Below are 20,671 nucleotides of genomic sequence, written 5' to 3'. Positions count from 1 at the left end.
CTACTGAGAAACTACGCGGAACGGTGTGTGGAAAAAATGTTGTGTTTCGTGTCTCTTCTGAGAAACAAAGGAATGTTGGAGATGATCTAACTAGAGAATAGATCGGAAAGCGTCGGGTGAAATTTGCATTCGAATCCTTATTTCGAAAGTTATGGAAATCCGCGCATTGCTACGGGAGCACCATGAGGCTGAAAAAAATCAAAGTTCGAAACCACAGTAGGCTGCAGGATTTTGAAATCGAGGTGCGAGAGCATCTGGTGCTTGTAGGGGCGAACGATGTAGGGAAGTCGTCACTGTTGCGTTGCCTTGACATGTTGCTTGGTTCATCTGCAGCTCAGCTCTACAACAAATTGGTAGCTGAGGATTTTCGCGATCCAGAGCAACCGCTTCAGATAGAGGTCACTCTATGCGCCTTTACCGAGGTTGAAAAGGCGACTTTTCCTGACGAGATACTGATAAATACAGATGGATCGGAAGCTCTGTTAATTGTTCAACTTGAAGCGATCCTTGATAACGGGGGCAGCCTCGAAATTCGAAGGGTTGCAGGCAGTGCGACTGGCCGTCAGATTTCCAGAGATCAGCTGGCAGTTCTTGGATGGAAATCGGTCGGGGCATTGCAAAGCTCCTCTCGGGATGTGCGCGAGGAAAGAAATTCCGTACTTAAAGAGATCCTTACGGCAGTAGACCTCGGGGATGAAGCCGAAGACTTAGGGAAATTAGCAGACAAGTTCCAAGAGGGGCTTGCCGAGTCACGAGTATTAGCAGGTATTCGAAGTGACCTTGCTAGTCAACTGTCAAGGGCTATTCCAGTTCCGATCGCTGCGGAGGAACTTAGCTTCGTTACCGCTTCGCGTGCAGCCGATGATCTGCTGGCTGATGTTCAACTACGGCTCAAACGCGAAGGCAGGGAGCATAGCTTAGCTGAACAATCAGATGGGGCTAGAGCGCTCATCGCTCTAGCTCTGTATGACTTGGTAAGCTCCTCGGCCAATATTGTTGCCATCGACGAACCGGAAATTCACCTTCATCCGACGAGCCAACGTAGTCTTGCCAAGCTCCTGAAAGCTGGGAGCAATCAAAAGATTATCGCTACGCATTCACCGGACATTGTCGGTTCTTTTTCCCCTGAAGATATTATTGTCGTCCGCAAGGGAGGACAAATTATTCAACCTCAGAGAGGGTTCTTGGACGCCGAAGCAAAGTTAATGGTCCATTGGTGGGTCAAAGACAAACTAGAACCACTAACGTCTGCTGTTGTGATTCTTGTCGAAGGCGCCTCTGACCGGATTCTGATCGAACGTGCCGCAGAACTACTGGGAAAGGATCTTGACCGCCTCGGTGTTTCTCTCATGGAGATGGACGGTTCAGGGGACGTTAAGTACATTCGTGCCCTGTTCGGTCCGAACGGATTCGATATCCCGACACGCGTTCTCATCGACGCAGACGCTGTTGATAAGACTGCCTTGGAATTTGATATTAGCCCGGCCTCATTGTCGAATGATGAGGCACTCGAAGCAGCAGGGGTCTTTGTTTCGCACAGGGATTTGGAGGACGAATATGTTACCGCCTTTGGAGCTGATCGGTTGTGGGGGATGATCGAGAAGAGCAATCTGTTCTCCAACAACGAAAGGGCTACCTGCCGGCCCCCTGCAACGGGAGGCTCACGATCGAACGCTGAGATATCCAATTTTTGTCGTTATAAGAAACGGAAAATTAAGGCAGCGATCATGGTAGTAAATGCACTTGGCGCTAGCGAAGCAGCAAAGCTCAAATCTGTAGTGCGCCTTTTAAATTCATTGGGCGCAAAATGAGCACTTACCGGGAACCGACTTTACGCCAAAAAGAAATTCGTGATGCCCCAGAACTGGGATTGCTCATAACGGCTCCGGCTGGCTGTGGAAAAACTGAAGCTCTGGCCTTGAGGATCAAAGGGCTAATCGATCATGGCCGGGTCTTGCATCCACGACGAATTCTTGTGCTCACCTTCACAAATAGGGCAAAAGACAATATTCAAGAACGTATGCGTGACTATCTGGAAGCCCATACGATCCGCAATCATGTAACCGTACATAATTTTCATGGGCTCTCAGCAAGGATTATTCGTTCCCACGGTAACCTTGTTGGCCTTGACGATGAATGGCACTTGCCGACCTCCGACTGGATCGGAATGGAAGCTCGCGAACGGGGACTCAGCTGGAGACAGGCAAGCTTTGTCAGAAGCAATCTGCAAAAAGCTAAGCAAGATACTGTCTGCGATGAGGAAGTGCTTAGCCGACTGGCAAAACTTGAACACCCTCTGACTTTGGGGATCGAACAGAAACTCATCGTCGAGAAGATCTTGACCTACGATGACTTGCCACGGTTGGCTGACCTTATCCTAGAAACCGATCAGGTATCAGAACTCTACAAGGAGCATTTTTGTGCTGTCATCGTCGATGAGTTCCAAGACTTGACACCTCAACAACTACGAATTGTTCAACATATAGGCAGGGGTAGAACCACATACGCAGGCGACCTTGCCCAAGGCATTTATTCCTTCACTGGAGCAGATCCTGAAGGAATTCTAAGTGAGATAGAAAAAGAAGTTCAAGGCGTGATTACCTTCGCAGAATCGCATCGCTCATCGCCCGCCGTGTTAGGAATGGTGAATGCGATGGTTCCATGGACAGGAGGAATCGAGTTAAAACCGGCTCCCGGCAAGACATGGCCAGGCGGTGGCTTGGCCTCCCACTTAGAGTTCGATCGAGAAACGTCGGAAGCTGAATGGGTTATCGCATTTTCTCGAAGTGTCTTAGCACGTGGAGAAAAGCAACGGATAGGTGTTCTTTCAAGGACGAAAAAGCGGCGAGAAGAATTGGACGCAAAGCTCGAGGAATCAGAGGGTATCAGCTGGTATCGATGGGATGACCCCATCTTTGATTCAGCAACTGCGCCTATTATTCGCGGTGTCCTGAACAGGATTAATGTAACAAAATTCTTTGCCGCTGATGCCCCCACGTCGTATTTGAATTCTTTGGTGAATATCAATGAACCCTTCGACCCAGCGACACTAGAGTTGGTTCAAGCAGGTGTTGAATGGATTGCGGATTTACTTCGTGACGGAATGACTGTGGATGGAATTCGTCAACGGGTGCGCTTTGGCGACGGCGATACTCTACTGACTGTTCCCGGGATTCATCTCCTTACCGGTCATGCTGGTAAGGGCCAACAGTTTGACTGGGTGATAATTCTTGGCTTGGAAGAAGGATCGATTCCTGCTTTTCAAGCTAAATCTCCCGAAGCTATTACTGAAGAAGCACGCGTTCTCGCGGTCATGTTGTCTCGCGCAAGACATGGTGTTCTTACTACTAGGACCCGTCTTGCTGTGAAACCGTGGGGCGAGGAAACCGCTACTCCATCGCGATTCTTGCAGTACCTCGAACAGTCTCCACATCATGTGAGTTGGGCAGCTGCTAAGGAATGGCTTAATCACACCGACTGGAAATCAATAGCAGACACGACCTCGTAATATCTGAACGCTTAGGAATCAGGATTTTGAACGCTAATTGATAGTTTTTGAAGTGCTGTTGGTTTGCTAGTTACAGAGCACGAACAAGCCAAGATTACGTATCGTTTGGGAGCTTAGAAACCGTAGCTTTTGGCTTGTTTGCCAGCGATAGGGTCGGAGCCGGCCGTGTACATGTAGATCGAGGAATACTAAACGGCGATCTTGACTTTGGCGCACCTGAGTAAGTGGCCTATCAGTCTTATTACATCAATACTCGTTGAAGAAGCTCTCTTCTGGCACATAGTTTGTGACATTGAGTTTTGCGACAGTCGGCTCTCAAAAATGTGTTGATTTCCCAACTGCCGGGAATTTTCCCCGAGACTGCCGGTCGGTGTGTCTAAAACGACCGTTTCCGGTCCTTCTGCAAACAGATGGGGCCATTACCACTTCAGTTTTACGGGATGTCGAAATACAGCGCTCAGTCTGGAATACTAGGGGTGTGCAAAAATCCGCCCGCTCGACACGTGTTCTCAGAGGCACGACCGCCGCATTCTTTGCGACGTTCGTTTCTCTGTGCTCCCACGTACTCGCAGGCGGAGAAGTACCAGGACTCCTGAACGTCGCGCTACCTCTCGCGCTGTCGCTTCTCGTGTGCATGTTGCTCAGCGGTCGACAATTCACCCTGTGGCGCTTGGCCGGGATGGTTGGATTCAGCCAGCTGCTCTTCCATCTGTTGTTCTCGATGGGAGCCGGGCATTCAGCTGCGTCCATCATTGGCGGGCAGGACATGCACGCGCATCATGGGATGACTATGCCCATAGATATCACTACCTCGGCCGACGCTGCCACCATGAGCCATGGTGATACCACGATGCTTCTAGCCCACCTCATGGCGGGCCTCGCTACCGTGCTGGTTCTGCATCGCAGCGAACAAATGCTCATCGCTGCCGCTAACATCGTTGACCTGTTGACCTGGAAACTGCTGTGGCGACTAGTTACTTTCGCCTACCAGCTAATCCACCCACTGCCGACTCCCACTGCCCCGCGTGAAATCCCGACCTACACGATATGCGTGTATTCAACGTCGGTTATTCGTCGGGGTCCACCCGCACTCACCACGGTGTAAGACCACTCCCATTTACAGATCAACGCGTCTGTGGGTTTTTTACGTCTGCCTTACTGACGACTGACAGGCGGATTTGTTGCGTCTCGTGTTGCTGTCCACAGGAATTTGCTCGTATGCAAGACCGCTTTGAACCCGGGCCTGGCATGCTGCTTCACGCACAACTATTCATCGTGATGATTTCCTAGCTCAGCAACTGCCTGCGTCGTTTCGCGCCCCGTCGCTCAGTAATCCGCACAGTGCGCTTACACCATAGACTTCCATGCCCTTCTTCTGAGGGCAATCCCTCACCATGCCATCCCCAACAACCGGTTGCCCCGCATATTGCTCGGCATCCAGAGTTTTTGGGCTCAACAGCATATCTCCTTCGAAGCGCGCTGTCTGCGCTTCCATATTTTTAGGATGAACCTTGAACACCTCTTTTGCTCTGCGTACCGCTGCTCTCTGTGCCGCTGCCCTGCTCACCCTGAGCGGCTGCGCTACAAACCCCGCCGAGAACAGTCCCGCATCACCGTCTAATGCTTCGGTCACGATGAAAGATCCGTGGGTGAAGGCCGCTGACGAAGGCATGTCCGCAGGATTCGGCACCATTGAAAATACCGGGGACCACGACATCACCGTTACCTCCGTGACCAGCCCTGCCTCCACCGATCTGGAACTGCACGAGACCGTAGCCAATGAATCCGGGGCCATGGTCATGCGTGAAAAAACCGGTGGCTTCACCATCCCCGCCCATAGCGAACTGCATCTGGAACCCGGGGGAAACCACATCATGCTCATGGACCTCACCGAACCACTGCAACCAGGCAATGATGTGAACCTGACCCTGACCTTCTCCGATGACACCACCTTCGATGTCACCGCCCCCGTCAAGGAGTTCGCCGGAGCCAACGAAAACTACGAAGGCACCGAGCACGGGGACATGGACCACAGCACCATGGATATGGACCATTCCGCTTCGGAAAGCGCCCACGATCACTGATGCCCCACGAAAAGACACCCACTCAAAGAGGCCCTAGCCGGCGCGGTGTGCTGTTCGGTGGAGCCGCCGCTGGGCTGGGAGCGATCGCAGCCCTCGGCATTGACTCCTTGACTAGCACCACCGCGCCCGCTGAGGCAGCGGATCAGTTGCACGGGAACACCGTGATTCCGTTCTATGGCCCCCACCAAGCAGGCATCGCTACGGAACCGCAAGCCCACGCCACCTACATCTCTCTCGCCCTGAATGAAAAGGTGGACAGTGCAGCAGTGCAGCGCCTCCTGCGACTGCTCACAGATGACGCAGCAAGGCTCACCCAGGGGCAAGCTGCATTGGCAGATACCGAACCGGAACTAGGAGCAGTTCCTGCCCGGTTGACCGTGACCTTCGGCTTTGGCCCGAAGCTGGTGGAGCTGGCAGGATCCTCTGCCGCAGGTATTCAGCCACTGCCTAAGTTCAGTATCGATCGGTTGCAAGAACGGTGGAACGACGGGGACCTGTTGCTGCATATCGCCTCGGATGATCAGCTGACCGTGGCTCATGCCCAGCGGATGCTGCTCAAAGATGCCCGACGGTTCGCATCGGTGAAATGGGTGCAGCCAGGGTTCCGCCGTTCTAGAGGATCAGAAGCTACTGGCACGACGATGCGTAACCTCTTCGGACAGGTTGATGGAACCGTCAACCCCTCGCCGCAGACCGAAGACTTCAACGCGCTGGTATGGAACCCTGATGGAAGCACCACCATGGTCATTCGCCGCATCCAGATGGACGTCGACACCTGGGACGAAGTGGATCGTTCCGGTCGAGAATTCAGTGTTGGACGAACCTTGGCGAATGGTGCCCCCACCACCGGCAGTCAGGAACACGACGAACCCGATTTCGAAGCAACCAACGCTCTCGGATTCACGGTCATCCCGGCCCACGCGCACATTCGACGCGCCCGCTCAGAGAACCCCAGCGAGCGGATCTTCCGCCGGGGATACAACTATGACGAGCAGCCCACTGGAACCGATATTTCCGATTCGGGACTGATTTTCGTGTCCTACCAACAAAGCGTGGCCAAGCAATTCGTCCCGTTGCAACAACGTCTGGCGGAGCTTGACGCGCTGAACCAGTGGACCACGCCGATCGGCTCTGCCGTGTTCCTCATCCCGCCAGGCTGTGCCGAAGGAGGATTCGTCGGTGAAACCCTCTTCAAGGCATGACCAGCCCTATTATTTCTCTTCTTTCAAGGATTACTCATGACTCTCTTGGACACCGCACCCCCGGAATCCCAACCGCCTTCCATGCCTTCCCGTCCGACTCGCAAAGGCTGGTTTGGGCAACTGCTACTTCGGCTGCATTTCTACGCAGGAATTTTCATCGGTCCGTTCATCCTCATCGCCGCCGTGAGCGGAGCCTTATACGCGATCACGCCGCAGATCGAACAAGCGGTCTACGCCAAAGAACTGCACGCACCGGTTGCTGATTCCTATCTGCCGCTAGCTGATCAAGTCGAAGCGGCCAACACCTATATGGGTAGCAGCGAAACCTTGGTCGCGGTGCGTCCGGCACCGAATCAAGGGGACACCACGCGGGTGATGTATGCCGACCCAGCACTGGGCGAGAGCGAAACCAGGGCCATCTTCGTGGACCCTGCCACCGCTGAAATCCGCGGCGATCTCACCGCCTACGGAACCAGTGGTGCCCTGCCATTACGCACCTGGATCGACCAGTTGCACCGCAATCTGCAACTCGGTGAGCCAGGACGCATGTACAGCGAGCTGGCAGCTTCCTGGCTAGGTATCATTGCCCTTGCTGGCTTAGGTCTATGGATCTTGCGGATCAGGCGCACCAAACGCAAAAAGGACCTCCTACGTCCCAATACCAAAGCCACCGGCTACCGCCGACTGGCCAGTTGGCATGGCTCTCTGGGGATCTGGGTCTTGCTTGGCGCGTTCTTCCTTTCCGCCACCGGGATCACTTGGTCCACCTACGGCGGCGCAAACGTGGGTGAATTGCGTACTGCGCTGAACTGGGGCACCCCCTCCGTTAGCACCGACCTCACTGCCACTGGCGACGGTTCCGCTGATGAGCATGCCCACCACCATGGAGCGTCTACAGCACCCACCGGGGAGTCGGTGAACCCGGCAGCTTTCGACACGATGCTCTCCATCGCCCGCGAAGTCAATATCAACACCGGACTGGTCGAAATCAAGCCGCCCGCTGCGGAAAGCAAAGCATGGGTGGTCCAAGAAATTCAACGCTCATACCCGACCGAAGTTGACGCGGTCTCCATTAATGGTCAAACCCTGGAAGTCGTCGACCGGGTAGATTTCAAAGACTTCAACCTTGCGGCGAAGCTAACGCGGTGGGGAATCGATATCCACATGGGGTCTATGTTCGGATTGCCGAACCAGATCTTGTTGTTCCTCGTCGCTACCACCATCGCCACCATGGTGGTGCTGGGATACGTGATGTGGTGGAAACGTCGACCCATGAAAAATCCCTCGCAACGCATGGGCAAGACACCGGCTCGCGGCGGATTGTTGCGTGCCCCGTGGTGGGGGCTGCTGTTGCTACTGCTTGCAGCCGGAATGGTAGGGGTCTTCTTGCCCCTGATGGGAATCAGCCTCGCGGCTTTCCTCGTCATTGACATGATCGTAGGCCGGCTCCAACGCAGTAAAGTTCAACATCGAACCACTGAATAAATTCAAAAGTTCAAACAAGTTTTAGTTGTGCCCTTCGCGCTGTAGGCGAAGGGCACAACTGTTTCAAAAACCACCGTTTTTGAAAGTTATATGCAGTATGCAGCAGTGTGATCTTTGCCCATTCCCCGATAGGGATGGCTGCACCGTCCCGCAAACCATGCTGCCGTTTTATGCGCGACAGCGTCGGGTAACGAGCCGGAAATTTCATCATAATAGGTCGCTCGAATTCCTCCGGTGCTTGGTGGAACAGAGAGGAACGCAGGCGTTCGCAGCTGTACCAATGCACCCATTCGAAGACAACCTCCACAACGTCTAATTCGGTCTTAACCGCTCCGATGCAGAAAAGCGAGACCGTGGCGACGGCCTCGTTCTTGAACAATCCCACACGGTCTTCGCGGCGGCATGGTCGTACGCCGCGCTGCCGATGGACAGTTCCACCCACTAGATCTCGAGGGGCTCGGTGAAACGTCCTGGGTTTCATGCCGCTTTCTATTGAGAGAATGGAAAGCATGCCCAAGCAGTACACCCCTGAAGCCAAGGCCCGCGCCGTCGCCTATGTCCTGGACCGGTTGGAGCGATACAAGCCGGTCTACAGTGCCGGCCAGGATCTTGCACCCAAGCTGAGCATCGGCGCCGAGGCCCTGCGCCGGTGGGTCGTCCAGGCCCAGGTCGACGCCGGGGACCGCACCGGCCCCACCAGCGAGGAACTCGCCGAGATCAAAGCCCTGGAGGCCAAGGCCAAGGACCTGGAAGAAAGCAACGAAATCCTCCGCCAGCCAGCGATTTTCTTCGCGAGGGAGCTCGACCCTCGCCGGCCCTAATCACCGAGTTCATCGACCATCAACGCGAGTGCGGCTACGCAGTCGAGCAGACATGCCAAGCCCTGACTATTCAGGGACTGCAGGTCTCTGCGCGAACCTACCGCGGCTGGAAACAACGCCAACCGGCATCCCGGGACATCACCGACGCCCAGATCCTCAACGTCCTGCACAATCTGCAGCAGCCTGATGAGAAGACCGGCAGGCCTAAGCCTGAGGTTGCTGTACGGGCGTCGGAAGATGCGGGCTTGGTTGCAGCGCAACGGCTTCCTTGAGATCTCGAAGCACACCGTGGACTTAGCTGTTGCGCGAGGCGGGAATGAAGGGTCTGGCCAGAGGCCGGAGGACTGTCACCACGATCCGTGTGAAGGACAAGATTCGGGCCAAGGATCTGCTGAACCGCAAATTCTTCACTGTCGCGCCTGACAAGGTCTGGATCACAAATTTCACTGATGTGCCGACCGGCGCCGGGTTCACCTACGTATCGTTCATGATCGATTTGTTCTCCAGACGGATTCTGTCTTGGGCGACGTCAACCTCGCATGATACCGAGTTTGTGAAGGAAGCTCTCCGGATGGCGTTATGGCAACGCCGGCATGGTTCGGGATCTCGTAAAGCCCGATTCAAGGCACGGTACATCATTCAGATGCCGGCAGTGAATATACCTCGCAGCGGTACACCAGGACGCTGGCCGCTGAAGGGCTGGTCCCATCGATCGGCACCATCGGGGATGCGTTCGTCAACGCGGCCGCCGAAACGGTGATGAGGTTGTTCAAGAACGAAGCCGCGGCTAGGGATTCCCCGTTCCGCAACAGCCCGTTGGCAGCGGAATCCGATGTCGGGGATGTCGTCGTGGATTGGGTGCACTGGTACAACTATGCCCGGTTGCATTCGACCCTCGGCTATAGTAAACCGGTGGAATTTTAGGAACTCTACTATGATGACTTCAACGGCGCGATACCCGATGTTGCCGCTAGTAAATTAGCGACATGATTTCCGGGACGGTTCATATAGACAAATCGCAGTACTGATCGCGATCCCATTCCTAAGGAGTAACATGAAGAAAGTCTTTGCCAGCTTCCTGATGATCAGCACTGTTGCACTGAGCGGATGTACATACTTCAATGAGTCCACCGCCAACGAGGTTGCTGCTGGCGCCGCCACCGGCATCCCTAGGCCTGACTCCGAGCAAGAAGCAAAGCTACGGGAAGATCTAGCGGAAATCGATCCGGCGCTGAACAATGAGAAGGCTTTTAACAGCGCTCGCAATCAGTGCACTGACATTTTGGGCGGTATGTCACCGGACAAGTTGATCTCGAGTACTCAAGCTCGTTTTGAAGGCGCAGGCGTGGAAACGGTCACCGAGCGGGATGCCAAGAAGATCCTGGACGTCATCAAGAACAACGGGTTCTGCAAGTAGAAGCCGCCGAGCCGTGCGCCGCGCAATCCTTTGCGTGCAGCGCACGGCTTTTGGGTACCCAACCACATGTATCGCAGAATTTCAGCGGCGAAAAGCCCATCGTTCTTCCTCCTCAGCAGCAACCGTTCGGTTCAAAGTCGAAGCTCCCGTGGCCAGTCGAGCAACGAGTTGCACGGCTGCGGTGTAGGTCTTAGCGTTGTAGTGGACCAGTTCGGTGCGGCGCATGCGCAGTGCTTTGGCTTCGCTCAGCTCCTCGCAGGGGTTCAGCCACCGGTAATAGGATGCCCTGGATACCTGCAGTTTCTGGCACATTCAGTTCACCGGGTACTGGCCGGCCTGGGCTTTGATGAAGGTGAAGATTGCGCTTATTTCTTGCTGTTCGAGGCGAAATAGGCGCTGACATCGTTTAAAAAGTCGTTCTCCCGTTTCACCTCCAGCAGTTCCTTGCGCAATTTCTCGTATTGGGCCCATTCCACTGGTCCGCGTTCCTCTGCTTCCGATTCTGGGTGCTCGGTGCGGTAAGCGCGGACCCAGTTGCCCAGGGTTCCTTCGTTGATGCCTAGAGAGGCTGTGACCTCGACCAGGCTCTTCTGGGAGGAGATCACTAGTTCGACTGCTTCGGCGCGGAACTCCGGGGTGAACTTCTGACGTTTGGACATGCACTCATTCTCCTACGAACGCGTGTCTCACGACATCATGACAGCTCACACGAACACGGAAAGTCCGTAGGAAGGCGAGAACTACAGAATGGAATTCCTGTCCACCCCCGACAAAAAGACGGGGAGAAGTGCAGCATTCCCCCTACTTAGGCTTTCTTTCATCCTAGTGCGCAGATACAGCGATGTGAACACGAATATCCAGCACATGGTTTCTACTATGTAGGAGTGGGGAAATCACTTTTCGTGACGCGCAAAATGAAATTTTCGTTCTGGAGTTGCTGAAGAGACATATCGAACATTGGACCGTCCGTTGGAGTTTTTGTCGCTTCGTGATGTCCGTACATGTCAGCATACGACGACGTTCACGAGTTGCGGCTACCTTCCGCGCCGACGAAGATGCGATACACGACGCTTCCCGGAGCCTCCACCAGAACCTTGGCTTGTTCCGTCGGAGAACCCTCCGTCGCGTTCGAAACGAACGCAGCACCGTTGAAGTCGCACGCTTGTGTGTCGTCAAGCAGCTTCGCACCGTTGGCGGCGGTCACCCTCACTCGTAGGTGTGACGTGGCACGATCGCAATCCACCCAGATAGAGACAAATCGTCCCATACCGAGAGGAACATCAGTGGAAGTGGTGCCTTTCAGGAGTGGGTCTGCTACCACTACATCGAATCCAGGACTGTCCATCTCATCGGGAGGCACGCGGGATGCGAGACTTTCCTGGGTTGAGGTGGTCGGTTCGATCCCGCCATAGGCGCGCGCACCTGGAGACGGCGTGTCTAGGGGGCCGCAGGCGGTGAGCCCCATGGCGATGGCGCCTATTCCAGCGGTGATCAGGAACTTTTTGGTTTGCTTGTTCATGTGTTGTCCTTCGCTTGGCGCGCCCACGTAGAGGCCCGGTGCATTGCTCAGTGTCGCACCTGAGGTAGTACTAGTGAATCGCCCCGCAGTAGGATCTTTGAGAGCGGACTGCTGCACAGGCAAAGACTAGGGGGTCCGCGTCCAAGAGCGTCAAGGACGACGAGCCTTGGGGTGGTGCGTTCGTGGGTTTCCGGACCTCCATGAAACAGCATTGGGGTTAAGTGACAATTTTCGGATGTGCATGTTCTTCGATGCCCGATGTCACGTAAACGACCGTTTGTGGCACTGATCGAATCTGTCCCACTTTTGTCGCATCCATTGTGTCAGTTTGTGGATGTATGCGTTAAGTGTCCAGTTGGTGGCTGAACTTTTCCGGCATGTTGTCTCTTCGGCATCTATGGTTGATATATGTCCCAAATCGAACGCGATCTTCCTGCTGACTATTCTGATGCGTTGTTGACCTTGAAAGAGCTGATCCACGGGGCCCAGCATCGGGCGCAGCGGATGGTTAATACGGCCATGGTCGAACTGTATTGGAATATCGGGCGAATCATTCTTGAGCGTCAGGCTGGTCAGCCTTGGGGGAGTAAGGTGTTCGACAGGATTGCGAGGGATCTGCGAGCTGAGTTCCCTCATATGAAGGGGTTCTCGAGAACGAATCTATACAATATGCGGGCGTTTGCCGAAGCGTGGGGTGATGAAGATTCAATTGTCCAGTCAGTAACTGGACAATTGAGCTGGACTCACAACGTGGCGCTTCTGAATAAGATTAGTGACGGTGAATTGCGTCAGTGGTATGCGCACCGTGCTGTTCAGAATGGTTGGTCGGTGGCGGTTCTTGAGCACCAAATTCGTACTCGGTTGCATGCACGCGAAGGTGCGGCTCCTAACAATTTAGAATCTCGTTTACCTAGCCAGGGCAGTGACTTGGCGAAGGAACTGGCCAAGGATCCCCTGATCTTTGATTTTTTGGGGCTCACCGAAGAGGCGCAAGAGCTTGCGATTGAAGAAGCCATGACGCTTCGTTTGTCGCAGACTTTAGCCGAGTTTGGTGCTGGTTTCGCGTTCGTCGGTAGGCAGTACCATCTTGATGTCGATGGCGATGATTTTTATGTTGATCTGTTGTTGTATCACGTGCCATCGGACCGTTATGTCGTCGTTGAGCTGAAGGCTGGGAAGTTCAGGCCTGAGCATCTGGGGCAGTTGAATTTCTATGTCGCTGCGGTTAATGACATGTTGAGGCTTCCCCGTCAGGCTCCTACGGTGGGGATCTTAGTTTGTGGGTCTAAGAACGATCGGACGGTGCGGTATGCCTTGGAGGGTTCGACACAGCCGCTAGCGGTTTCTTCTTACACGTATGATGCGTTGCCTCAGGAGGAGAAGACGTCTTTGCCGTCTCCTGAAGCGATTGCGGCTGCGTTGGAGGCCGAAGGAGGTCTGGCAGGCGAATAGCATTGATGCTGCCGTGGATCCAAGTAATTGGTCAGATGGCATATTGATTGATATGACCTTCTGAGCTGCCAGGCTTCGAGAATGTCGCTGGGATGAATCTTGTCCCTGAGATTTGGCGAATTCTGGGAGTGATGCCAAGCGGCGTCACCATGCACGGTACCGGGTTAATTTATTGGTGAATGTGGATTCCTAGATGTCGAGTGTTCTCTGGGGCCGTGAAGTTTCGGTTGAAATAACAGTATGATGTTGAATGATCAATCCACTGGAGGAAGCTGCCTTATGTCTGACCCTGTTTACCCGCCGAATAATCCTTATGCGACGTCTGAGACTGAAAGTCTGAGCTTACCGTTGTACGGAGCGTCTTTTGGCGAAGCCGTCAAACGGTTCTTCAAGAAGTACGCGACTTTCAGTGGCCGTGCGAGTTTGAGTGAGTACTGGTGGGTGGCGTTGTTCAATTTCATCGTCGGTTTTGTGGCTGTGATCGCGATGTTCATGAGCGGTGCACTTGCTATTGAGCCTGGCGCCGTTGAGGTCCCTACGGAGGCTGTCGTGGTGGAGTGGATAGTGAACATCTATGGTTTGGCGACGCTGATCCCGAATATTTCGATCGCGGTGCGTCGTTTACATGATGCCAACTTCAGTGGCTGGTTGTATCTGTTAGCGCTTGTGCCGATCTTGGGTACCTTGGCGCTTTTGATTTTGACATTGATGCCAGCCAACCCGGTAGGTACACGTTTCGACAAACGGGAGTTGTGGCCGGGGTCTGAGGAAGATCGGTACGGAAATTCACGCTAACGACATCCCGGTGTCGATCCTGGCGTGGATAGGGCTCGCGAAAAAGCGAAATGCCCGACGCAAAGCTTTCGCAGTGTGGGGCAACGGATGAGAGCCGCACGTCATCTTTCGGTGGTGGCAGGAAGAGGTCACGGAGTGATTGTGCCGGTTTTCTTGCGTTGGCCGCGTTCAACGGCCCGGTAGATGGTGGATCGGCTGATGGAGAATAGTTCTGCCATTTCGGTCATGGTGTGTTTGCCGGCATCGTGCAGTTCGAGGAGGTGTGTTTCTTGTTTCACGGTGAGTTTTGGCTGTTTTCCCCGGAGTCGGCCGTTGGCCTTGGCAACCTTCATTCCTTCGCGGGTGCGCATGCTGATGAGGTCGGCTTCGAACTCAGCGATCATCGCCAGGACGTTGAACAGCAGTTTGCCCATTGGGTCGGTGGGGTCGTGGACGGAACCACCGATGCTGAGTCTGATTTCGCGTCTGGCGAGGTCGTCGGCTATCTCATGGGCGTCTCGGACGGACCGGGCCAGGCGGTCGAGTTTGGTAACGACGAAGGTATCTCCGGCCCGGCAGGCGGCGAGGGCTTCGTGAAGTCCTGCGCGATTCTTGTTCCTGCCGGTAAAGCCATGATCAACATAGACGCGTTCGGGTTCAACGCCGAGGGATGCCAGGGAATCACGCTGGGCGGTGAGGTCTTGCTCCTCCGTGGACACGCGTGCGTAACCGACCATGATCTTAGACATGTAGATCAGTGTGTCACATAGGGATCGCTCTACGGGAAATCAACCGGCACGCGGAGTGATAGCCACATTAGACACAGCGGGGATGAATGATTTTTAAGCTGATGTGATTCAATTTTCAGATTTCTTGCTTGTCCTGAAGAAGATGTAGCCAAAGGCACCCGCAAACATGGCGGCCCATATGAAACGCACTGCTTCGTCGAGTTCCCATGCACCCAAAACAGCGAAGAAGGTTACGAATGTGAGCAGGGTGCATGCAGCGTTGACTATCTTTTCCATTGGAAGCCTCTGTTTGTGATTGGAGTAGTGAGTAAGGCACGCCTTTGGCGTCGCCAAGTTGCGCAGTGAACGTGCTTGGACCCAGCTGTCTAGAAAGGCAGGTTGTTTGCCTGCATTGGGTGCACGATGAGAATTCCGGTGACTTTCCCGGCGCCGTTGTAGGCAACTCGCCCGAGCCATTCGCCTGCTTCATGATTGATTTGCGTTTGTCCTGTCAGGCCGCCGCCGAGGTACTGGTTCAGTTTCTGTGCAACAACATTCGTGCCGTCGGAAGTTTGAATGGTGGTGTTGGAACAAGATTCGAACTGTCCACTGTCTGCCACCACTTGGTCCCAGACATCCATAACCTTTTTCTTCGTCAGGACGCGGGAACAGGTGAAGGTCATCAGTGATTTCACGGAACCGTAGTCACCTTTGCTGAGGTGCTCAAAGATATTTTCGGTTCGCGAGGTGAGGTCAATAATTGGGTTAGCCATGGTTTCTTCTCCGATGCCTGTCGTTGAGATGGTTCCGAATCGCTTGAATGCCGCCTGTCGAGTAATACCGAATGCGTTGCCTATGGCTTGCCATGACACGCCTCGCGCCCTAGCTACGGCAACGGAGCTCTCCAAATGTACTTGGGCTGCCTGCTTTAATGCCGATCCTAAACTCTCCCGACCAATCGTTCTCCAACACTGACCGTTCCTCATCATTGAGTGCAAATCAAGGCAGTGACCGATCCAGAAGTGGGCACGAAATCTCAGATGAGCTCATAGTTCGATGGGTCAAAGTTGTTTGTTTGGCCCATCGGAGTTATGGTTGGTGACACTACATGTTGTGCCTCTATGTTCGGTTGAGCACAACATATAGCTTGTATGCGTGCATCGGTCCAAAATCAATTGAGTGAAGGAGGAGATACTAAGGTGACCGCCCAAAGAAATAAATTCTTAGACCTCGCCGTACGAGAATTCAAAGATTCTGATTCTCCGAATCTCGTGTACTTTTCGAGCGTGTCGGAGAACACCAGCCGCTTCGTCGACCGGCTGCAGTTGCATGCGGTGCGCATCCCGCTGCGGCCCCGTCAGGAGGGGCTGCTTCGGGTAAATAGGCCGTTCGTGCTGATCGTGCCGACCTATGGCGGCGGAGAGCGCACAGGTGCAGTTCCGAAGCAGGTGGGCATGTTCCTGAACGACCCTGCCAACCGGGCACTGATCCGCGGGGTCATCACCGCTGGCAACACCAACTTCGGCGAGCACTACTGCCTCGCCGGCCCCATCATCTCGACCAAGTGCCAAGTGCCCGAGCTGTACCGCTTCGAATTGCTCGGCACTGACCGCGATGTCGAACGCGTCAGAGAAGGACTGCCCCGCTTCTGGGCGCAGCAGCACACAGAGGAAAGGAAGACGGCATGACCACTACCATCGACTCCCCGCAGGCTCTCACGCAACCGGAGGGCATAGGGGCGCGAAAGGACTACCACGCACTGAACGCGCAGCTGAACCTGTTCGGCCCCGATGGATCGATCCAGTTCAGCAAGGACCGCGAGGCCGCATGCGCATACTTCCGCCAGCACGTCATCCCGAACACCAAGATGTTCGGCTCGGTATGGGGGCGGCTGGAATGGCTGATCGACAACAATTACTACGAGGAAGCGTTCCTGCGCGCCTACGACCCCGCTTTCGTGACCTCGCTCCACGAACGCGTACAGATGGCCGGGCACCGCTTTGCCACCTTCCTCGGTGCCTTCAAATTCTTCACTTCCTACGCCCTGCGCACTTTCGACGGGACCACGTACTTGGAGAACTTCGGAGAACGCGTTGCCGCTACCGCGCTATTCCTCGGGCAAGGCAACGAAACCCTCACGACCAGCCTGGCAGACGAGATGATCTCGGGACGTTTCCAGCCAGCAACCCCGACGTTCTTGAACGCCGGAAAAGCACAACGCGGCGAGCTGGTCTCCTGCTTCCTGCTGCGGCTGGAGGACAACCTGGAGTCCATCGGCCGGGGCGTGAACTCGGCGTTGCAGCTGTCCAAGCGCGGCGGCGGCGTCGCCCTGCTGCTGACGAACCTGCGCGAGACCGGCGCGCCGATCAAACAGATCCAGAACCAGGCGTCCGGGGTCGTGCCGGTCATGAAGATCCTGGAAGATTCTTTCTCCTACGCCAACCAGCTCGGCGCCCGCCAAGGCGCCGGCGCGGTCTACCTTCACGCACACCACCCGGATATCCTCCGGTTCCTCGACACGAAGCGCGAGAATGCGGATGAGAAGGTTCGGATCAAAACGCTCTCCCTGGGCGTCGTGATCCCCGACGTCACCTTCAAACTCGCGAAGGAGAACCGGGACATGCACCTATTCAGTCCCTACGACGTCGCGCGCGAGTACGGCAAGCCCTTATCTGACCTGTCGGTAAACGACCATTACGACGAACTGGTTGCGAACCCACGGATCCGCAAGACCACGATCAGCGCCCGCGAGTTCTTCAAGACCCTCGCCGAACTGCAGTTCGAGTCCGGCTACCCCTACGTCCTCTTCGAGGACACCGTCAACCGCGCCAACCCGCTCGCGGGGCATGTCAACATGTCGAATCTATGCAGCGAAATCCTCCAGGTTAACACGCCCTCGACCCTAGACACCGCCGGCGGCTACACGAAGATCGGGAATGACATCTCATGCAATCTCGGCTCGCTGAACATCGCCGCTGCGATGGACTCTCCCGACTTCGGCGCCACCATCGAAACCGCCGTGCGCGCGCTGACGAGCGTCTCGGACCAGACAGACATCGACGCAGTGCCGTCGATCGCAGCGGGGAACAACGCATCGCACGCGATTGGACTCGGCCAAATGAACCTTCACGGGTTCCTCGCCTCGCAGCGCATTCGTTATGGCAGCGAGGAAGGCATCGACTTCACTGACATCTATTTCCTCACCGTCACCTACCACGCTCTACGCGTCTCAAACCAGATCGCCATCGAACGTGGCACGACGTTCGCCGGGTTCGGGACCTCGGCCTACGCCGATGGTTCCTACTTCGACAAGTACATCGAACGAAATTGGCAACCCTCCACTGAACGAGTCCGTGCCCTCTTTGCAGAGGCAGGCATCGCAATCCCCACCCGCAATGACTGGTTGAACCTACGGGGATCAGTTCGGCAGCACGGTATCTACAACGCCTACCTGCAGGCCGTCCCACCGACCGGATCGATCTCGTATGTGAACAATGCGACCGCATCGATACATCCGGTTGCGGCGAAGATCGAGATCCGCAAAGAAGGCAAGCTCGGCCGTGTCTACTACCCTGCCCCGCACATGACCGACGCCAACATCGAATTTTTCGAGGACGCGTACGAGATCGGCTACGAAAAGATTATCGACACCTACGCCGCCGCCACTCGCCACGTCGACCAAGGCCTCTCGTTGACACTGTTCTTCCGGGATAGCGCAACTACCCGCGACATCAACAAGGCGCAGATCTACGCCTGGCGTGCCGGAATCAAAACCCTGTACTACATCCGCCTGCGCCAGCCCGCCCTCGAAGGCACCGAAATCGAAAACTGCGTCTCGTGCGCCCTTTAGCGTTGAGACGCTGATCTGCCAGAAGGAACCCCCATGAATTCCAGCAACACTCTTCAACCAATCACCGAAATCTCTGTGACCCCGCCGGGCTACCGGCATGCCCCGGATGCCCGCATACGTCCTATCAACTGGAACCGTGTCGGCGATGACAAAGACCTTGAAGTTTGGAACCGCCTCACCGCCAACTTTTGGCTCCCCGAAAAAGTCCCGCTCTCCAACGATCTTCCTGCCTGGCAAAAGCTCACCCAGGAAGAACGCACACTGACCATGCGAGTATTCACCGGGCTCACAGCGCTCGACACAGTCCAAGCCACCGTTGGGGAGATCTGCCAGATCCAAGATGCCCGGACGGAACACGAAGAGGCCGTCTACACCAACATCGCATTCATGCAAGCAGTGCACGCCCGTTCCTACTCCTCCGTTTTCTCCACCCTCACCTCGACGCCTGAGATTGACAGCGCTTACCGATGGGCCATTGCCAACGACCTACTCCAGGAACGGTGCAAAAAGGTACTTACCCACTATTACGGGGATGACCCGCTTAAGCGCAAAGTCTCCTCAACGCTGCTCTCCTCGTTGCTCCTGTATGCAGGGTTCTATCTGCCGTTGCACTTCTCCGTCCACGCGACACTCACAAACACCGCGGACATGATCCGGCTGATCTTGCGCGACAAGGCTGTGCACGGCTACTACTCCGGATACAAGTACCAGCGCGGCCTCGAAACCCAGTCCCCTGCCACGCAGGAAAACATGCGCGAATTTACCTATGCACTCCTCGACGAACTCTATGAACTCGAATTGCAGTACTCCGGTGAGCTTTACGAACCGCTCGGGCTCATGGACGACGTAGCCGTCTTCGTCCGCTACAACGCAAACAAAGCGCTCATGAATCTCGGCTATCCCGCCCGCTTCACACCTGAAGAAACAAACGTCAACCCCGAGATCCTCGCTGCCCTCGCACCAGGAGCGGATGAAAATCATGACTTCTTTTCCGGGTCCGGCTCTTCCTACATCATCGGCAAGGCCGAAGACACCAGCGACGACGACTGGGATTTCTAACCCAATCCTCATTCCCACATACTCGATCCTAGAAAGAGCATTGTCCCTTGAATAAGAACGTCTCCGTCCTCGTCGGCAGTCTGCGTCGAGGATCCTACGCACGAAAAATCGCCCACAATCTTATCGACTATTTCCCTGAAGGCTACAACGCACGCATCGTCGAGATCCGGGATCTCCCTCTTTACGATTTCGACTACGATGACCCCCAGGTCAGCGACAAACCGACCCCGCCTGAATACGCGCTGTTCCGCAAGATCATCAAATCCTCCGACGGGATATTTTTTGTCACGCCCGAGAACAACCGCACCATCCCCTCCTGCCTGAAAAATGCCATAGACATCGGTTCCAAACCCAACAGCGATGTCGCTTGGGAAAACCTTCCCGCGGGAATCGTCAGTCACTCCGTTGGGCGTATGGGCGGGTACAGCTCGCAGAAGAACCTTAGGCTGGCCCTTTCATATTTCAACATGCCCACTCCCGGCCAACCAGAAGTCTTTCTTTCCCAGTCACCCACGCTTCTCGATGCAGACGGCCATGTGAACCAAGAATCCACAGTGGAATTTCTTCAAAACTATGTCTCTCGCCTTGTTCAGCTCATCGAACAAAACACCGATTCCCGCTGACCCTCTGACCAAGCTACAAGGAGAACCTACAATATCAACGCTCGTGCGATGCCGAACATGGGGGCGGTCCAAACAAGCCTAACCAGCAAGTTGAGCCGAAACATGGGGAAAATGGCTTAGAGCAGCGCGCTGAAGCTAATCCCTTTGAA

The 20,671-nt window shown here is 55.0% G+C and carries 22 protein-coding genes and 1 pseudogene; 16 read left to right on the top strand and 7 right to left on the bottom strand.

What is annotated here, in order from left to right; translation table 11 throughout:
* The first annotated feature begins 182 nt into the window (after window positions 1-182).
* From ACT3RW_RS15880 to ACT3RW_RS15870, 3 genes are all read left to right on the top strand, one after another.
* Complete coding sequence (locus tag ACT3RW_RS15880; RefSeq protein ID WP_444614421.1) at window positions 183-1,811, top strand: ATP-dependent nuclease; 1,629 nt, start codon at window positions 183-185, stop codon at window positions 1,809-1,811.
* A complete protein-coding gene (locus ACT3RW_RS15875) occupies window positions 1,808-3,508 on the top strand; it encodes a UvrD-helicase domain-containing protein (protein WP_444614420.1) in 1,701 nt (566 codons plus the stop codon). Before ACT3RW_RS15880 ends, ACT3RW_RS15875 begins: the two co-directional genes overlap by 4 nt.
* Before the next feature lie 679 nt (window positions 3,509-4,187).
* Window positions 4,188-4,613, top strand: a complete 426-nt coding sequence (locus tag ACT3RW_RS15870) for a hypothetical protein (protein ID WP_146041020.1) — start codon at window positions 4,188-4,190, stop codon at window positions 4,611-4,613.
* 186 nt (window positions 4,614-4,799) lie between these two features.
* On the opposite strand, the gene ACT3RW_RS15865 is transcribed toward ACT3RW_RS15870, so the two are convergent.
* Window positions 4,800-4,970: a hypothetical protein gene (locus tag ACT3RW_RS15865; protein ID WP_444614419.1), complete on the bottom strand. Its 171-nt coding sequence runs from the start codon at window positions 4,968-4,970 to the stop codon at window positions 4,800-4,802.
* A 49-nt stretch (window positions 4,971-5,019) separates the two neighbouring features.
* Here ACT3RW_RS15865 and ACT3RW_RS15860 point away from each other — a divergent pair, with 49 nt between their 5' ends.
* The 4 genes from ACT3RW_RS15860 to ACT3RW_RS15845 all read left to right on the top strand — a co-directional run bounded on the left by ACT3RW_RS15860 (window position 5,020) and on the right by ACT3RW_RS15845 (window position 9,100).
* The gene (locus ACT3RW_RS15860; protein WP_444614418.1) at window positions 5,020-5,592 is read left to right on the top strand and encodes a copper chaperone PCu(A)C; all 573 of its coding nucleotides are present in this window, start codon (window positions 5,020-5,022) and stop codon (window positions 5,590-5,592) included.
* Window positions 5,592-6,794 carry a Dyp-type peroxidase gene (locus ACT3RW_RS15855; protein WP_444614417.1) on the top strand — a complete coding sequence of 401 codons (1,203 nt, stop codon included), beginning with the start codon at window positions 5,592-5,594 and terminating at the stop codon, window positions 6,792-6,794. The genes ACT3RW_RS15860 and ACT3RW_RS15855 overlap by 1 nt, the downstream gene beginning before the upstream one ends.
* A gap of 36 nt (window positions 6,795-6,830) precedes the next feature.
* Entirely contained in the window at window positions 6,831-8,279 is a 1,449-nt protein-coding gene (locus ACT3RW_RS15850) for a PepSY-associated TM helix domain-containing protein (RefSeq protein ID WP_443461156.1), read from the top strand.
* Between the two features lie 509 nt (window positions 8,280-8,788).
* Complete coding sequence (locus tag ACT3RW_RS15845; protein WP_444614416.1) at window positions 8,789-9,100, top strand: transposase; 312 nt, start codon at window positions 8,789-8,791, stop codon at window positions 9,098-9,100.
* Here ACT3RW_RS15845 and ACT3RW_RS15840 read toward each other — a convergent pair.
* Window positions 9,097-9,360 carry a hypothetical protein gene (locus ACT3RW_RS15840; protein WP_013350286.1) on the bottom strand — a complete coding sequence of 88 codons (264 nt, stop codon included), beginning with the start codon at window positions 9,358-9,360 and terminating at the stop codon, window positions 9,097-9,099. The genes ACT3RW_RS15845 and ACT3RW_RS15840 overlap by 4 nt on opposite strands.
* Window positions 9,361-9,401: 41 nt before the next feature.
* Here ACT3RW_RS15840 and ACT3RW_RS15835 point away from each other — a divergent pair, with 41 nt between their 5' ends.
* From ACT3RW_RS15835 to ACT3RW_RS15825, 3 genes are all read left to right on the top strand, one after another.
* Complete coding sequence (locus ACT3RW_RS15835) at window positions 9,402-9,860, top strand: DDE-type integrase/transposase/recombinase (protein ID WP_102598991.1); 459 nt, start codon at window positions 9,402-9,404, stop codon at window positions 9,858-9,860.
* On the top strand, window positions 9,860-10,024 hold the full coding sequence (locus ACT3RW_RS15830) for an integrase core domain-containing protein (RefSeq protein WP_353744495.1): 165 nt from the start codon (window positions 9,860-9,862) through the stop codon (window positions 10,022-10,024). The genes ACT3RW_RS15835 and ACT3RW_RS15830 overlap by 1 nt, the downstream gene beginning before the upstream one ends.
* 130 nt (window positions 10,025-10,154) lie before the next feature.
* Window positions 10,155-10,517: a hypothetical protein gene (locus tag ACT3RW_RS15825; RefSeq protein WP_013350285.1), complete on the top strand. Its 363-nt coding sequence runs from the start codon at window positions 10,155-10,157 to the stop codon at window positions 10,515-10,517.
* A gap of 201 nt (window positions 10,518-10,718) precedes the next feature.
* On the opposite strand, the pseudogene ACT3RW_RS15820 reads toward ACT3RW_RS15825, so the two are convergent.
* A pseudogene (locus ACT3RW_RS15820) lies at window positions 10,719-11,176 on the bottom strand (transposase); the annotation flags it as partial.
* A gap of 362 nt (window positions 11,177-11,538) precedes the next feature.
* A complete protein-coding gene (locus ACT3RW_RS15815) occupies window positions 11,539-12,036 on the bottom strand; it encodes a hypothetical protein (protein ID WP_013350283.1) in 498 nt (165 codons plus the stop codon).
* 408 nt (window positions 12,037-12,444) lie between these two features.
* Between ACT3RW_RS15815 and ACT3RW_RS15810 the strand changes: the two genes are divergently transcribed.
* Together ACT3RW_RS15810 and ACT3RW_RS15805 are read left to right on the top strand one after the other, a co-directional pair.
* The gene (locus tag ACT3RW_RS15810) at window positions 12,445-13,488 is read left to right on the top strand and encodes a PDDEXK nuclease domain-containing protein (protein WP_444614415.1); all 1,044 of its coding nucleotides are present in this window, start codon (window positions 12,445-12,447) and stop codon (window positions 13,486-13,488) included.
* Window positions 13,489-13,767: 279 nt separating this feature from the next.
* A complete protein-coding gene (locus tag ACT3RW_RS15805) occupies window positions 13,768-14,283 on the top strand; it encodes a DUF805 domain-containing protein (protein WP_444614414.1) in 516 nt (171 codons plus the stop codon).
* A 128-nt stretch (window positions 14,284-14,411) separates the two neighbouring features.
* Here the strand turns inward: ACT3RW_RS15805 and ACT3RW_RS15800 are convergent, their stop codons facing one another.
* The 3 genes from ACT3RW_RS15800 to ACT3RW_RS15790 form a co-directional block, all read right to left on the bottom strand.
* Window positions 14,412-15,011 (bottom strand): recombinase family protein, encoded by a 600-nt coding sequence (locus tag ACT3RW_RS15800; protein WP_444614413.1) that lies wholly within the window; start codon window positions 15,009-15,011, stop codon window positions 14,412-14,414.
* 108 nt (window positions 15,012-15,119) lie between these two features.
* Complete coding sequence (locus tag ACT3RW_RS15795) at window positions 15,120-15,287, bottom strand: hypothetical protein (protein ID WP_170947703.1); 168 nt, start codon at window positions 15,285-15,287, stop codon at window positions 15,120-15,122.
* Between the two features lie 89 nt (window positions 15,288-15,376).
* Window positions 15,377-15,862, bottom strand: a complete 486-nt coding sequence (locus ACT3RW_RS15790) for a DUF3887 domain-containing protein (RefSeq protein WP_443444801.1) — start codon at window positions 15,860-15,862, stop codon at window positions 15,377-15,379.
* A 327-nt stretch (window positions 15,863-16,189) separates the two neighbouring features.
* Between ACT3RW_RS15790 and nrdI the strand changes: the two genes are divergently transcribed.
* The 4 genes from nrdI to ACT3RW_RS15770 are packed head-to-tail and all read left to right on the top strand — an operon-like array spanning window position 16,190 to window position 20,522.
* Window positions 16,190-16,678, top strand: a complete 489-nt coding sequence (gene nrdI / locus ACT3RW_RS15785; RefSeq protein WP_444614412.1) for a class Ib ribonucleoside-diphosphate reductase assembly flavoprotein NrdI — start codon at window positions 16,190-16,192, stop codon at window positions 16,676-16,678.
* A complete protein-coding gene (nrdE, locus tag ACT3RW_RS15780; protein WP_193058400.1) occupies window positions 16,675-18,840 on the top strand; it encodes a class 1b ribonucleoside-diphosphate reductase subunit alpha in 2,166 nt (721 codons plus the stop codon). The genes nrdI and nrdE overlap by 4 nt, the downstream gene beginning before the upstream one ends.
* A 33-nt stretch (window positions 18,841-18,873) precedes the next feature.
* Entirely contained in the window at window positions 18,874-19,899 is a 1,026-nt protein-coding gene (nrdF, locus tag ACT3RW_RS15775; protein WP_096254102.1) for a class 1b ribonucleoside-diphosphate reductase subunit beta, read from the top strand.
* A 47-nt stretch (window positions 19,900-19,946) separates the two neighbouring features.
* A complete protein-coding gene (locus ACT3RW_RS15770; protein ID WP_102598920.1) occupies window positions 19,947-20,522 on the top strand; it encodes an NADPH-dependent FMN reductase in 576 nt (191 codons plus the stop codon).
* The last annotated feature ends 149 nt before the right edge of the window (window positions 20,523-20,671 follow it).

Source organism: Glutamicibacter sp. AOP5-A2-18 (genome assembly GCF_052446055.1).
Classification (GTDB): Bacteria; Actinomycetota; Actinomycetes; order Actinomycetales; family Micrococcaceae; genus Glutamicibacter.
The sequence above is the reverse complement of the archived record's forward strand: the minus strand, read 5'-3'. Positions and strand labels throughout refer to the sequence as shown.

Bases quoted from the DNA above. Each gene is read 5' to 3' on its own strand.
- ACT3RW_RS15880 (WP_444614421.1), top strand. From the start codon at position 183: ATGAGGCTGAAAAAAATCAAAGTTCGAAACCACAGTAGGCTGCAGGAT.
- ACT3RW_RS15875 (WP_444614420.1), top strand. From the start codon at position 1,808: ATGAGCACTTACCGGGAACCGACTTTACGCCAAAAAGAAATTCGTGAT.
- ACT3RW_RS15870 (WP_146041020.1), top strand. From the start codon at position 4,188: ATGGTTGGATTCAGCCAGCTGCTCTTCCATCTGTTGTTCTCGATGGGA.
- ACT3RW_RS15865 (WP_444614419.1), bottom strand. From the start codon at position 4,970: ATGCTGTTGAGCCCAAAAACTCTGGATGCCGAGCAATATGCGGGGCAA.
- ACT3RW_RS15855 (WP_444614417.1), top strand. From the start codon at position 5,592: ATGCCCCACGAAAAGACACCCACTCAAAGAGGCCCTAGCCGGCGCGGT.
- ACT3RW_RS15850 (WP_443461156.1), top strand. From the start codon at position 6,831: ATGACTCTCTTGGACACCGCACCCCCGGAATCCCAACCGCCTTCCATG.
- ACT3RW_RS15845 (WP_444614416.1), top strand. From the start codon at position 8,789: ATGCCCAAGCAGTACACCCCTGAAGCCAAGGCCCGCGCCGTCGCCTAT.
- ACT3RW_RS15830 (WP_353744495.1), top strand. From the start codon at position 9,860: ATGAGGTTGTTCAAGAACGAAGCCGCGGCTAGGGATTCCCCGTTCCGC.
- ACT3RW_RS15825 (WP_013350285.1), top strand. From the start codon at position 10,155: ATGAAGAAAGTCTTTGCCAGCTTCCTGATGATCAGCACTGTTGCACTG.
- ACT3RW_RS15815 (WP_013350283.1), bottom strand. From the start codon at position 12,036: ATGAACAAGCAAACCAAAAAGTTCCTGATCACCGCTGGAATAGGCGCC.
- ACT3RW_RS15810 (WP_444614415.1), top strand. From the start codon at position 12,445: ATGTCCCAAATCGAACGCGATCTTCCTGCTGACTATTCTGATGCGTTG.
- ACT3RW_RS15805 (WP_444614414.1), top strand. From the start codon at position 13,768: ATGTCTGACCCTGTTTACCCGCCGAATAATCCTTATGCGACGTCTGAG.
- ACT3RW_RS15800 (WP_444614413.1), bottom strand. From the start codon at position 15,011: ATGTCTAAGATCATGGTCGGTTACGCACGCGTGTCCACGGAGGAGCAA.
- ACT3RW_RS15795 (WP_170947703.1), bottom strand. From the start codon at position 15,287: ATGGAAAAGATAGTCAACGCTGCATGCACCCTGCTCACATTCGTAACC.
- nrdE (WP_193058400.1), top strand. From the start codon at position 16,675: ATGACCACTACCATCGACTCCCCGCAGGCTCTCACGCAACCGGAGGGC.
- nrdF (WP_096254102.1), top strand. From the start codon at position 18,874: ATGAATTCCAGCAACACTCTTCAACCAATCACCGAAATCTCTGTGACC.